This is a genomic window from Serratia montpellierensis, from assembly GCF_020858655.1.
Classification (GTDB): domain Bacteria; phylum Pseudomonadota; class Gammaproteobacteria; order Enterobacterales; family Enterobacteriaceae; genus Serratia; species Serratia montpellierensis.
Window position 1 is genome coordinate 85,885 of the sequence record NZ_VOSN01000021.1, and the last position, 13,315, is coordinate 99,199.

Annotated in this window: 10 protein-coding genes and 1 tRNA gene; 5 read left to right on the top strand and 6 right to left on the bottom strand. The window is 63.7% G+C overall.

The window, feature by feature from the left end:
• Positions 1 to 69: 69 nt before the first annotated feature.
• Together FUU19_RS21035 and aac(6') are read left to right on the top strand one after the other, a co-directional pair.
• A tRNA-Ile gene (locus FUU19_RS21035) sits at positions 70 to 145 on the top strand.
• Between the two features lie 122 nt (positions 146 to 267).
• The gene (gene aac(6'), locus FUU19_RS21040; protein WP_230489650.1) at positions 268 to 708 is read left to right on the top strand and encodes an aminoglycoside 6'-N-acetyltransferase; all 441 of its coding nucleotides are present in this window, start codon (positions 268 to 270) and stop codon (positions 706 to 708) included.
• On the opposite strand, the gene FUU19_RS21045 is transcribed toward aac(6'), so the two are convergent.
• Positions 709 to 1,425, bottom strand: a complete 717-nt coding sequence (locus tag FUU19_RS21045) for an HPP family protein (protein WP_230489651.1) — start codon at positions 1,423 to 1,425, stop codon at positions 709 to 711.
• A gap of 171 nt (positions 1,426 to 1,596) precedes the next feature.
• Between FUU19_RS21045 and yfcF the strand changes: the two genes are divergently transcribed.
• Entirely contained in the window at positions 1,597 to 2,232 is a 636-nt protein-coding gene (gene yfcF / locus FUU19_RS21050) for a glutathione transferase (protein WP_079451626.1), read from the top strand.
• A 73-nt stretch (positions 2,233 to 2,305) separates the two neighbouring features.
• On the opposite strand, the gene FUU19_RS21055 is transcribed toward yfcF, so the two are convergent.
• The 3 genes from FUU19_RS21055 to FUU19_RS21065 are packed head-to-tail and all read right to left on the bottom strand — an operon-like array spanning position 2,306 to position 6,338.
• Positions 2,306 to 3,547 carry an aromatic amino acid transport family protein gene (locus FUU19_RS21055; RefSeq protein WP_043142048.1) on the bottom strand — a complete coding sequence of 414 codons (1,242 nt, stop codon included), beginning with the start codon at positions 3,545 to 3,547 and terminating at the stop codon, positions 2,306 to 2,308.
• Positions 3,548 to 3,605: 58 nt separating this feature from the next.
• Entirely contained in the window at positions 3,606 to 5,060 is a 1,455-nt protein-coding gene (locus tag FUU19_RS21060; RefSeq protein WP_230489652.1) for an NAD-dependent succinate-semialdehyde dehydrogenase, read from the bottom strand.
• 12 nt (positions 5,061 to 5,072) lie between these two features.
• Entirely contained in the window at positions 5,073 to 6,338 is a 1,266-nt protein-coding gene (locus FUU19_RS21065; protein WP_048234933.1) for a 4-aminobutyrate--2-oxoglutarate transaminase, read from the bottom strand.
• Positions 6,339 to 6,459: 121 nt separating this feature from the next.
• Here FUU19_RS21065 and pdxR point away from each other — a divergent pair, with 121 nt between their 5' ends.
• On the top strand, positions 6,460 to 7,950 hold the full coding sequence (gene pdxR / locus FUU19_RS21070) for a MocR-like pyridoxine biosynthesis transcription factor PdxR (protein WP_230489653.1): 1,491 nt from the start codon (positions 6,460 to 6,462) through the stop codon (positions 7,948 to 7,950).
• 15 nt (positions 7,951 to 7,965) lie between these two features.
• Here pdxR and FUU19_RS21075 read toward each other — a convergent pair whose 3' ends face one another.
• Complete coding sequence (locus FUU19_RS21075; RefSeq protein ID WP_230489654.1) at positions 7,966 to 9,585, bottom strand: ABC-F family ATP-binding cassette domain-containing protein; 1,620 nt, start codon at positions 9,583 to 9,585, stop codon at positions 7,966 to 7,968.
• A 307-nt stretch (positions 9,586 to 9,892) separates the two neighbouring features.
• Between FUU19_RS21075 and FUU19_RS21080 the strand changes: the two genes are divergently transcribed.
• Complete coding sequence (locus tag FUU19_RS21080) at positions 9,893 to 11,914, top strand: oxidoreductase (RefSeq protein ID WP_230507343.1); 2,022 nt, start codon at positions 9,893 to 9,895, stop codon at positions 11,912 to 11,914.
• A gap of 193 nt (positions 11,915 to 12,107) precedes the next feature.
• On the opposite strand, the gene rlmG is transcribed toward FUU19_RS21080, so the two are convergent.
• Positions 12,108 to 13,247: a 23S rRNA (guanine(1835)-N(2))-methyltransferase RlmG gene (rlmG, locus tag FUU19_RS21085; RefSeq protein ID WP_230489655.1), complete on the bottom strand. Its 1,140-nt coding sequence runs from the start codon at positions 13,245 to 13,247 to the stop codon at positions 12,108 to 12,110.
• Positions 13,248 to 13,315: the final 68 nt, after the last annotated feature.

Below are 13,315 nucleotides of genomic sequence, written 5' to 3' on the forward strand. Positions count from 1 at the left end.
GCAGAAAAGCAACATACGGGCGGGTAACAGTAGACCGATGCTTAAGGATTCCCTATAATCTCGCGGCTTGGCCCCTTAGCTCAGTGGTTAGAGCAGGCGACTCATAATCGCTTGGTCGTTGGTTCAAGCCCAACAGGGGCCACCAAATTTTAGCTGTTTTCACAGCCTTACAAGCCATCCTGTCCGGGATGGCTTTTTTGTTTCCCGCCGCCGTGCCACACTTCCCTCTCGGCATACCTGATTTATTCCGACTCATAAGGACCCCGCATGATCGTCAACTGCGACCACGACAACCTCGACGCCTGGCTGGCGCTGCGCTCGGCGCTGTGGCCCACCTGCCCGTTGGAAGAGCACCGCGCGGAGATGCGCGAGATACTGGCTTCGCCGCACCACACCGCGTTTATGGCGCGGGGGCTGGACGGCGCTTTCGTTGGCTTTGCCGAGGTCGCACTGCGCTACGATTACGTCAACGGCTGCGAATCGTCGCCGGTGGCGTTTTTGGAAGGGATTTTTACCGTCGAGCGCGCCCGCCGCCAGGGCTGGGCGGCGCGTCTGATCGCGCAGGTGCAGGAGTGGGCCAAGCAACAGGGGTGCAGCGAGCTGGCGTCGGATACCGACATCGCCAATCTGGACTCCCAACGCCTGCATGCGGCGCTGGGCTTTGCCGAAACGGAACGGGTGGTGTTTTACCGCAAAACGCTGGGCTGATCAGGCGATCTTGCTTTGCCGCTGATGCGCCAACTGCTCGGCGCGCAGCAGGATCTCCTGCAGATCGTCCTCGTCGATATCGAACAGATCCCCCTCCATCAGCGCCTCGTGCAGATCGGCGCGGGTGATGGAAACGGCATCGATCGGCAGATTGGCCGGCTTGGCCTCCGCCGGCGCCAGCGCGTGCGGGTAGCGTCGCCCGGCCAGGTTATTGAACAGAATGGCCAGCGCCGCCAGCAGCACCGAGTTCAGCAGCACCGGGTACAGTACGAAGTCATAGCCCATCTGGTGAATGCCGGGGCCGCCGAGGATGGCGGTCAGCGCCACCGCGCCGCCGGGTGGATGCAGGCAACGCAGCTTGAACATCAGGCCGATGGCCAGCGCCGCCGCGACGCCGCAGGCCAGGCCCGGATCGGGGATCAGCAGACCGGCGCTGACGCCCACCGTCGCCGCCACCGCATTGCCGCCGACGATCGACCAGGGCTGCGCCAGCGGGCTGTTGGGCACGCCGAACAGCAACACCGCCGAAGCGCCCATCGGCGCGATAAACCACAGGTTCACCTCACCCAAAATGAAGTGGCTGATCCAACCGGCGAGCATCAGCCCCAAACCGGCGCCGACGCTGGAAATCAGCATCTCTCGCTTGCCCACCGCCAGCGGGTGCGGCCACAGGCGCGCGCATCCCACTTTTACTCGTTCTATCCACTGCGTCTTCATGTTACCCAATACGGCTCAATTCACTTGTTGGCAACAAATATATCACATCACCCTGAAGGAACTCACGGCGCCGTAAACCGCGCCGCTCAAGAACTTTTAGGCTAACAGATTGATTTTTAGCCTCCCCTCGACAATGATGAATGTTCCCCCCTTAACCCCGAGGAACCGCCGATGTCTCAACCGATCACCGAGCTTTATACCGACAGTGAATTTTTCAGCCCGTACGCCATGTCCGCCTTTGTCGTGCTGACGGAAAAAGGCATTCCGTTCACCGTGAAGCCGGTGAATCTGGCGAAAGAAGAGAACAAAGAGGCGGCCTACGCGGCGCTGTCGCTCACCCGCCGGGTGCCGACGCTGGCGATCGGCGAGTTCCAGCTCTCGGAGTCTTCGGCGATCGCCGAATACCTGGAAGACATCCATCCGGCCCACGCCGTGTACCCGCGTGACGTGAAGCTGCGCGCCAAGGCGCGCGAGATCCAGGCCTGGCTGCGTAGCGATCTGCTGCCGATCCGCGCCGAGCGCTCTACCGAGGTGGTATTCAACAACGGCAAGTTCCCGCCGCTGTCCGAAGCCGCGCAGGAGGCCGCGCGCAAGCTGATCGCCGCCGTGGAAAAGCTGCTGAGCCACGGGCAGGATAATCTGTTCAGGGAGTGGTGCATCGCCGACACCGATCTGGCGCTGATGCTCAACCGGCTGGTGATGCACGGCGATCCGGTGCCGGAGCGCGTGCGCCACTATGCGCACAAGCAGTGGCAGCGCCCGTCGGTGCAGGCGTGGCTGGCATTGTCGGAAAAACGGCGCGCCTGAGAAAAAAATCGGCGGCCACGACGCCGCCGTTCTCAATGCCGAGAAACAACATCACTGCTTGAGGGAAGGCAAATCACCATCCAGAGGGCAGATAGCCTAACAATGAAGCGATGGCGTACACCGCGCTGGCCAGATACAGCAACACAATGCTGACCTGCAGCAACGGGTGCGTGATCCAGTTGCACTGCCAGCGCGGGGTCTGGTCGCCCTGTTTGCGCGCGCCGCGCAGGATCAGCATCGGCATGATCGACAGGATCACCCCGCTGAACACCCCGGCGAAGTAGAGCGCGTTGACGAACGACACTAGGCCGCTGTAGGCCAGCACGAACGGCGGCACCACCACCAACAGCAGCACGCCGAAGCGGCGCAGCGGCAGCTCGTCATTGCCCAGCCGAAACTTGTCGAAAATATTGGTCAGGAAGCTGCCGCCCAATCCCCAGTACGAGGTCAGCATCGCGCACAGCGCGAAGATGTTGGCGGAGAAGAACGCCCACTGCCCCAGCGCCTGGCCCCAGGAAATGGTGGCCACGTCGGAGATGTCATCCAGCCCGCTGAGCGCGATCACCGACATCGGCACCGCCGCCAGCAAAATGAAGGTCACCACCATGCCGACGATGATCGCCTTCGGCAGTTGCTCCGGCTTGTCGGCGAAGCCGCGCGCCATCTCCGGCACGATGTACTGCGCCGAGAAGCAGAACACCACCACGTTGAACACCGGCACCATATAGCGCCAGTCGCCGTCCAGCAGGTTGCGCATCTGGGTAGTGTCTTTCAGCAGCGTCGCCGCCACCAGCGCGGTCAGCATCACCACCATGCCGATGCTGATAAACTTCTCGCCGCGGCCGATCGCTTTCAAACCGAGGTACAGCACGCCGGCGGCGGGCACGAAGAACAGCAGGCTGCCCAGCGCCGGCGAGATGCCGAACAGCGATTGCAGCAGCTTGCCGCTGCCGGTCATGTAGGCGGTAAGCGCCCCGACGCTGTTGACGCACACCGAAGCGAACATCAGCCAGGCGCCCAGGCCGCCGACATAGCGCTTCGCCAGCCCGCTCAGTTGCAGATGTGCGCGGGTGCGCAGCGTGGATTCGGCGACGTACAGCATGGTGATGGTGGTCAGGCTCCCCACCAGCACCAGCCAGAACAGCAGCGGCAGGAAACCGGCCTTGCTGGAGGCGTAGGCGATGGAGAGCACCCCGGCGCCGATGTTGGTGCCGACGATCATCGCCACCCCTTCGAGGAAACTTAACGATTTGGCGGGTGCAGGTGCTCGCACCCCGGCGGCAAGCGCCGGAGAAACAGAGATATTATCAGACATGCATCATCCTTTATCGCCCGGCGACGCTGGCCGCCGGGATGGGTTAACGTCCTGACGCTCAACAGCTCACATCGATACACAGGTATTTCAGCTCCAGATATTCTTCTATCCCGTAGCGCGATCCTTCACGCCCGAGCCCTGACTGTTTCACGCCGCCGAACGGCGCCACTTCGTTGGAAATCAGCCCGGTGTTGATGCCGACCATGCCGTACTCCAGCGCTTCCGGCACGCGCCATTGACGCGCGGCGTTCTGCGTGAACAGGTAGGCGGCCAGGCCGAATTCGGTGTCGTTGGCCATGGCGATGGCTTCCGCTTCATCATGGAAGCGAAACAGCGGCGCCACCGGCCCGAAGGTCTCTTCTTTGGCAAAGCGCATCTTCTGCGTTACGCCGGTCACCACCGTCGGCTGGAAGAAGGTGCCGCCGAGCGCGTGCGGCTGGCCGCCGGTGGCGATCTGTGCCCCTTTGATCAGCGCGTCGTCGATATGGCTCTGCACCTTCGCTACCGCATCGCTGTCGATCAGCGGCCCCTGGGTGGTGCCTTCCTGGCTGCCGTCGCCGACTTTCAACTGCTCGACCGCCGCCACCAGTTTCTCCGCCAGCCGCTCGTAGATGCCGTCCTGCACGTAGATGCGGTTGGCGCAGACGCAGGTCTGGCCGCTGTTGCGGAACTTGGAGGCCATGATGCCCGCCACCGCCGCGTCCAGATTGGCGTCGTCGAACACGATGAACGGCGCGTTACCGCCCAGCTCCAGCGACAGTTTCTTGATGCTCGGCGCGCACTGCGCCATCAGGATGCGGCCAACCTCGGTCGAACCGGTAAAGCTCAGCTTGCGCACCACCGGGCTGTCGCACAGCACCTTGCCCACCTGCGCCGCTTCGCCGGTCACCACCTGCAACACGCCGGCGGGAATACCGGCGTCCTGCGCCAGCTTGGCCAGCGCCAGCGCGGTCAGCGGCGTTTGCTCGGCCGGTTTGACGATGATGGCGCAACCGGCCGCCAGCGCCGGCGCCACCTTGCGGGTGATCATGGCCGCCGGGAAATTCCACGGGGTGATGGCCGCGCACACGCCGATCGGCTGCTTCACCACCACCAGACGCTGCGAAGCCTGCGGCGCCTGCAATACCGCGCCGTCCACCCGCTTGGCCTCTTCGGCGAACCAGGTGATGAACGACGCGGCGTACGCCACTTCGCCGCGCGCTTCCGCCAGCGATTTGCCCTGCTCGGCGGTCATCAGCTGCGCCAGATCTTCCTGTGCGGCCAGCACCTTGTCGGCCCAGGCCAACAGCAGCGCGGAACGCTGCTTGGCGGTCAGCTGTTTCCACTCGTTTTGCGCCCGCTGCGCCGCCGCGATCGCCTGCTGGGTTTCCTCTTCGCTGACCAGCGGAATGCTGGCCAGTTCGGCGCCGGTGGCCGGGTTGATCACCGCTTCGCGCTTGCCGCTCAGGGCATCGCACCATTCGCCGTTGATCAGACACTGGCTGCGCAGCAGCTCGGGATTATTCAATTTCATGCCGTTCGCTCCTTAGTGAGCCAGCGCGCGGGACAGGATGCCCATCGCCTTGGTGAACTGATCGTCCGGGATGGTCAGCGGGTACAGGAAGCGGATCACGTTGCCGTTCACGCCGCAGCTCAGCAGCAGCAGCCCTTCCTCCATCGCCTTCTGCTGCACCTGACGGGTGATATCGGCTGAAGGTTTACCGGTAGCCGGATCGTTGAACTCCACCGCCACCATCGAGCCTTGCGCGCGCACATCGGCGATCGCCGGGCTGGTTTTGCGCGCCTGCTGCAACACTTCCACCAGGTGCTGCCCCAAGCGCTGGGCGCGCTGACACAGCTGCTCTTCGTCGATCACGTCCAGCACCGCGTGCGCCGCGGCCACCGCCAGTGGGTTACCGGCGTAGGTACCGCCCAGCCCGCCCGGCGCCGGCGCGTCCATCACCTCGGCGCGGCCCGCCACCGCCGACAGCGGCATACCGCCCGCCAGGCTTTTCGCCATGGTGATCAGATCCGGTTTAACGCTGTAGTGCTCCATAGCGAACAGCTTGCCGGTACGGGCGAAGCCGGTCTGCACTTCGTCGGCGATCAGCAGAATGCCATGCTGGTCGCACAGCGCACGCAGCGCCTGCATGAATTCGGCCGGCGCCACGTTGAAGCCGCCTTCGCCCTGCACCGGCTCCAGCACAATGGCCGCCACCTGCTTGGGATCGATATCCGCTTTAAACAGGCGATCCAGGCTGTTCATCGCGTCTTCGGTGGTCACGCCGTACAGCGCGTTCGGGTACTGGCCGTGAAACACCGAGCCGGGGAATGGGCCAAAGCCCAGTTTGTAAGGCGCCACTTTGCCGGTCAGCGCCATGGTCATATAGGTACGGCCGTGGAAACCACCGCCGAAGGTGATCAAGCCCGGACGGCCGGTGTAAGCGCGGGCGATCTTCACCGCGTTTTCCACCGCTTCCGCGCCGGTGGTGAAGAAGGCGGTTTTACACGGGCCGGCGATCGGCGCGCGCTGGTTGATGCGCTCCGCCAACGAAACATAGCTTTCGTAAGGAACGATCTGATAGGCGGTGTGGGTGAAAGCCTGCAACTGCTTTTCAATCGCGGCGATCACCTTTGGGTGGCGGTGGCCGGTGTTCAGCACGGCGATCCCCGAGGCGAAGTCGATCACTTCTTTGCCTTCCACATCCCACAGCGTGGCGTTCTCTGCGCGCTCGGCGTAAAAACCACACATCACGCCCACTCCGCGCGGGGTGGCGTCCTGACGGCGTTGGTTCAATTCTGCGTTTTTCATGCTGTTCTCTCCGGTCGGTGCCAGTTACACGTTTCGTTCACATTCGTGAAACAATGCCGTTTATTTACACAGGATGTGGCCCTATAATCGAGTGCCAGTTACGAATAATTGAGGGATCCAATTGCGCTCATTGAGTGGTGATCTGTTGCTGCAGCGCCTCGGCGAGCAGCCCGATGACAAGCTGCACAAGCGGCTTTACAACGCGATCCGCACCAGCATTCTCGACGGCAGCCTGCCGCCCTCCAGCCGCCTGCCCGCCTCACGCGATCTGGCGCAGGAGCTCAGCCTGTCCCGCAACACCGTGTTAACCGTTTATGAACAACTGCTGGCGGAAGGCTACGTGTCGGCGCGTGCCGGCAGCGGCACCTTCGTCGCCGACACGGTGCCGGACAGCTGCCTCTCCACCGGCGGCGTCCCGGCGGACGGCAGCGGGCAACCGCGCCGCGTCGAACTGTCGGAACGCGGCGCCACGCTGCTGCACCACGCCAGCGCCAGCCCCAAACAGTGGGGGGCATTCATTCCCGGCGTGCCCGACGTCAACGCCTTTCCCCATCAGCTGTTCAGCAAGATCCAGGCACGCCTCAGCCGCCGCCCGGCGCCGCAGCGGCTGACCTACAGCAATCAGGGCGGCAGCCCGGAGCTGCAGCATGCGTTGGTGGAGTATTTACGGGTGGCGCGCTCGGTGCGCTGCTCGCCGGAACAGATCCTGATCACCGAAGGCATCCATCAGGCGATCGATCTGGTGACGCGCATGTTGTGCAATCCGGGGGATGACGCCTGGATCGAAGAGCCGGGCTATTGGGGGATCCGCAATATCCTGCGCATCAATGCGCTGAACATCTGCCCGCTGGCGGTGGACGAGGCCGGGCTGGTGCCGCCGGAGCAACCGACCACCCCGCCGCGGCTAATCTTCGTCACCCCGTCACACCAGTATCCGCTCGGCTCGGTGATGAGCCTGGCGCGCCGCCAACGGCTGCTGGCGCTGGCGCGCAACGCCGGCGGCTGGATCGTCGAGGATGACTACGACAGCGAATTCCGCTTTTCCGGCCAACCGATCCCGGCGTTGCAAGGGCTGGAGGCCGATGCGCCGGTGATTTACATCGGCACCTTCAGCAAAACGCTCTACCCGGCGCTGCGCCTCGGCTATGTGGTGTTGCCGCCGCCGCTGGTGCAGGCGCTGAAAACCGCCCACGCCGAGCTGTACCGCGGCGGGCACCTGCTGATCCAGAGCGCGCTGGCGGAGTTTATTCAAGAGGGGCACTACACCGCACATATCCGCCGCATGCGGTTGCTGTACGCCCGGCGGCGCGCCTTCCTGACCGGATTGATCGAACAGCATCTCGGCAAACAGGCGCTCAGCGAATTCAACAGCAACGCCGGATTGCACCTGATCCTCAACCTGCCGGACGAGGCCGACGACGTGGCGATCGCCGCCGCCGCCGGCGCGCAGGGGGTGCTGGTGCGGCCGCTGTCGCGCTACTACATGCTGCCCAACCGCCGGCGCGGCCTGCTGATGGGGTTTGCCTGCGTACCGGAAGAGCAGATGGCCGCGGCCTTCACCCAGCTGCTGGCCTGCATCAACACGCCCGAGGTGAAAAAGGCGGCCCCCTAGGGCCGCCTTCGCGCGTTACCAGGCCTGAAGCCGCCAGCCGTCCATCTGTCGCTGCAGACGGTGTGTCGGCCGCAGCGCCTGCAGGAAGTCTTCGTCGTGCGACACCACCAGCATCGCGCCGGGGAAATCCGCCAGGGCGGTTTCGATCGCCAGCGACGACGCCAGATCCAGGTGGTTGGTCGGCTCGTCCAGCAACAGCAGCTGCGCCGGTTGTCGCCGCCACAGCGCACAGGCCAACGCCGCCTTGAGCCGTTCGCCGCCGCTCAGCGAGCCCAGCGGCAGCGCGATGCGATCCGCGCCAAGCTGCAACTGCGCCAACCGGGTGCGCAACGCGCCTTCCGCCAACGGTGAATCCTGCAGCCCCAGATGCTCCATCACCGACAGATTCGGGTCGAGCTGCGACAGGGTTTGATCGAGGTAGGCCGTCGACAGCGGGCAATGACAATGGCCGGAAAGCGCCGTCAGCTGACCGAGAACGGTCTTCAGTAAGGTGGACTTGCCACAGCCGTTGGGGCCGGTCAACGCCACGCGCATCGGGCCGTCGATACGCAGATCCAGCGGCGGCGCGCTGACGAACGGCAGCTGCAGCTGCTCGAGCACCAGCACCTGCTTGTTCGCGCTCACTTCGCTGCCCGGCAGCGCCAGCAACACCGGCTGCTCCTCTTCCACCCGCTGATAGGCTTCGCGCACCGCCGCATCGAGGCTGTCGCGCTGATCCTGATGCTGTTTGCGCAGCGTGCCAAGGCTCTCCTTCGCCGCCGACTTGTAGGCCACCCGCTCAAAAGAGGCGATATTCAGCGTATCGACGACGCGCAGCGTTTGCGCCGAGCGCCGCTGGCTCATGTCGTGCTCTTTCTGCTGGCGAGCGCGGGTGCGGCGACGCTCCTCGCGCGCATGCTCCAGATCGGCGCGCGCCGCCTGCTGTTCCGTGTCGCGCTGGCGCCGGTAGTCATCGTAGTTGCCGCCGTAGCTGCGCAGCGCACCGGGTGTCAGTTCGACAATGCGCTCCATGCGCGCCAGCAGCTGCCGGTCATGGCTGGCGATCAGCAGCCCGCCGCGCCACTGATCCAGCTGCTGATACAGCCAGGCACGCCCGACGCTGTCGAGGTGGTTGGTCGGTTCGTCCAGCAGCAGAAAATCCGCTTCGCCCAGCAACGCGCCGCACAGCGCCGCGCGCATCCGCTCGCCGCCGCTCAGAGAGCTTGCGGATCGCAACGGATCGAAGGCCGGCAGCCCGGCGGTGACAAAGGCGTTTTGCAGACGATCGTTGAGATCCCACCGCCCTTCCAGACGATCGATATCGTCCGCTAGCGGCTGCCCCTGCTCGAGACGCGCCAGCGCGGCGAACACCTCGCCATAGCCCAGCAGCTGGGCCAGCGTGGTGTCCGCGGCGATCTCCGGCTGCTGCGCAACGTAAGCCAATGCGGCATGGGATTCGACGTGCCCGTTACCCGGCCGATCCCGCCCGGCGATCAGACGCAGCAGCTGAGTTTTGCCGACGCCGTTGCGCCCCACCAGGCCGCAGCGCTGCCGATCGAAAGCGAGATCCAGCGGGCCGAACAGCGTTTCGCCGTCAGCAAATTGGCAGGTCAGTTGATGTAAAACGAAATAAGGGGACTGCGCAAAATGAGCCATAAGCACTCCTGAATGAGATCAAAACATCCCCACAGGGCGCGAGAGCGCACAGCGTGGGACCAGATATCAACAGGTGTGGGTGTTCATTTTCGGTTATGGCTCCGCAGAGAGAAGGAATTTACAACGCGCAAAGGTTAACCGATCTTTTGTTCGTTATGCAAACAGAGTCTGAGATTCATGACGTCTATCACATTCGGTGCAACGCAGATTCCCAAGCGGCGCGACAACGGCTAGATTTATCTCATCCGACCACTTGTGTTCACATAATTATAACAACGGGCCCCGATTTCACCCGATGGAGAGTGCAATGAGCAATTACCCTCACCTGCTGGCGCCGCTGGATCTCGGCTTCACCACCCTGAAAAACCGGGTGCTGATGGGATCGATGCATACCGGCCTGGAAGAGCTGCCCGACGGCCCGCAGCGGCTGGCCGCGTTCTATGCCGAGCGCGCCGCCGCCGGCGTGGCGCTGATCGTCACCGGCGGCATTGCCCCGAACGAACAGGGCGTGGTCTTTCGCGGCGGTTCGATCCTCAACAGCGAGGAGCAATTGCCTCATCACCGCCCGGTGACCGAAGCCGTCCACCGGGCGGGCGGCAAAATTGCGCTGCAGATCCTGCACACCGGCCGCTACAGCTATCAACCCAAGCTGGTGGCCCCTTCCGCGCTGCAGGCGCCGATCAACCCGTTTACGCCGAGCGCGCTCAGCACGGCAGACATTGAGCAGACCATCGCCGACTTCGCCCGCTGCGCGGCGCTGGCGCAGCAGGCCGGCTATGACGGCGTTGAGGTGATGGGATCCGAAGGCTACCTGATCAACCAATTCTTGACGACGCGCACCAATCAGCGCGACGACCAATGGGGCGGCAGCTTCACCAACCGCATGCGGTTCGCCGTCGAGACCGTCAGGGCGGTGCGCCAGGCCGTGGGCCCGGAATTCATTCTGATCTACCGGCTCTCGATGCTCGATCTGGTGGAGGACGGCTCCAGTTGGCAGGAGATCGAACAGCTGGCGCTGGCGGTCGAACAGGCGGGCGCCACGATCATCAATACCGGCATCGGCTGGCACGAAGCGCGCATCCCGACCATCGCCACCATGGTGCCACGCGCCGGGTTCAGCTGGGTGACCCGCAAGCTGATGGGCAAGGTCAGCATCCCGCTGATCACCACCAACCGCATCAACGATCCGGCGGTGGCCGAGCAGGTGCTGGCGGACGGCTGCGCCGACATGGTGTCGATGGCGCGCCCGTTCCTCGCCGACGCCGCCTTTGTGCAGAAAGCCGCCGAGGGGCGCGCCGACGAGATCAATACCTGCATCGGTTGCAACCAGGCCTGCCTCGACCAGATATTTGAAGGTAAGCTGACCTCCTGCCTGGTCAATCCGCGCGCCTGCCGCGAAACCGAAATGCCGTTGACGATGGCGGAGAAACCGAAAAAGCTGGCGGTGATCGGCGCCGGCCCCGCCGGGCTGGCGTTTGCCACCACCGCCGCCAGCCGTGGCCATCAGGTGACGCTGTTCGACGCCGCCGATCTGCTCGGCGGCCAGTTCAACATCGCCAAACAAATCCCCGGCAAGGAAGAATTCCATGAAACCCTGCGTTACTTCCGCCGCCAGCTGGCGCTGCGTGAAGTGACGGTCAGGTTGGGCGTCAAGGTCGAGGCGGCGGATTTAAGCGAATTCGACGAAGTGATCCTCGCCTGCGGCATCGTGCCGCGCACCCCGGACATCCCCGGCATCGGGCACGCCAAGGTGCTGAGCTATCTGGACGTGCTGCGCGATAAAAAACCGGTCGGCCAGCGCGTGGCGATCATCGGCGCCGGCGGCATCGGCTTCGACACCGCCGAGTACCTCAGCCAGCACGGCGTATCCAGCAGTTTGGACCAGGCGGAATTCAACCGCGAATGGGGCATTGATGGCCGCCTTGAGCAACGCGGCGGGCTGGCGGCGCAAGGCCCGCAGGCGCCACGCGCCGCGCGGCAGATCTACCTGTTGCAGCGTAAAACCAGCAAGGTAGGCGAAGGCCTGGGGAAAACTACCGGTTGGATCCACCGCGCCAGCCTGGCAATGCGCGGCGTGAAGATGCTCAATAGCGTCAACTATCGGCTGATCGACGATGAAGGGCTGCACATCACCCGCGCCGAGCAGGAAAGTTGCCTGCCGGTGGACACGGTGATCGTCTGCGCCGGGCAGGAGCCGCGCCGCGAATTGCAGCAGCCGCTGCTGGCGATGGGGAAAACCGTGCACCTGATCGGCGGCGCCGACGTGGCCGCCGAGCTGGACGCCCGCCGTGCGATCGATCAGGGTACGCGGCTGGCGATGTCACTGTAAAAAAAGGGGCGCCCGGCGCCCCTGATATTGATGACAAACCTCATCCCCATGCCGGGTAGGCAGAGACCAGCGAAAAGAAAACAAGGAAAATCAATTTATTGATTTTCGGCTGATAACCACAAAGGGGGAAAAACCACGCTTTTTCCCCCTTTGTCTACAGACTGAGGGGCGCCCGGCGCCCCTTTTTATTCACTCAGCGACGCGCGCCGGATTTCACCGCTTTCAGGATCACGAACTTCTTGTTCGAGGCCACCAGCGTGCAGTTGCCGAACAGACGCTTGAGCTTGTGATGGTAGTCAAGGTGACGGTTGCCGACGATGCGCAGTTCGCCGCCCACCTGCAGGCAGCGCTTGGCGTCGCAGAACATCTGCCAGGCGGTATGATCGGTAATGGCGTGCTGCTGGTGGAACGGCGGGTTACACAGCACCGCCTGCACGCTTTCGCGCTCGATGCCCGCCAGCGCGTTGTTCACCTCAAACTGACAGCGATCCAGCTCTTGCGGCAGGTTGTGCTCCACATTCAGCTCGCTGGAAGCCACCGCCATGTAAGATTCATCGACGAAGGTCATCTGCGCTTCCGGGTTTTGCGCCAGCGCCGCCAGGCCAATCACGCCGTTGCCGCAGCCCAGATCGATGATATGGCCGTTCAGGCCACGCGGCAGATGATCCAGGAACAGGCGCGCGCCGATATCCAGGCTGCCACGCGAGAAGACGTTGGCGTGGTTGTGGATCAGCCAATCGGTGCCGTCCAGCGTCCAGTTGGTGGTTTCCGCTGCCGCCGGCGGGACGATGTCCGCCGCCTGACAGAAGATCAGGCGCGCTTTCTTCCACGCCAGGCTGGTGCGCGTCGGGCCCAGCACCTTTTCAAACAGCTGCATCGTCGAGGTATGCACGTCGCGCGCCTTGGCGCCGGCGACGATCAGCGTGTCTTCGGTCACAACGTGGCGCAGCGCGCGCAGCTGCTGCTCCAGTAGAGCCAGCGCCTTCGGCACGCGAATCAGCACCACCGCCGGCGCCGCCGGCAGCTCGGCCAGGCTGTCCAACAGGGTGACCTGTTCAGGATCCAATCCGTTGAGCTTCAGGTTGTGACGCGTCGCCAGCTGGCTCATGTACGAGTCGCTGACGCTGTAAGGGCGATGCGCGTGCAGCGCACAGGCCAGGGTGCCGAAGTTATCGTTGAAAATCAGCACCGGGCGGCCGCCGATATCTACGTTTTCAAGCTGTTGCAGCAGATATTCGTCCGCCGCTTCCCACGCCTGCAGCTGGGTGGATTCTTCCTGTTGGGGATAACGCTCCAGCTCAAGTTGCTGTGTTCCCAGATCGAGTTGGCTCATTGCCCCTCCTGACTGATAAAATTTGGGCTGTTTATCCCCTAAAAACGCCCGTCAGTAAAATGTTTTTT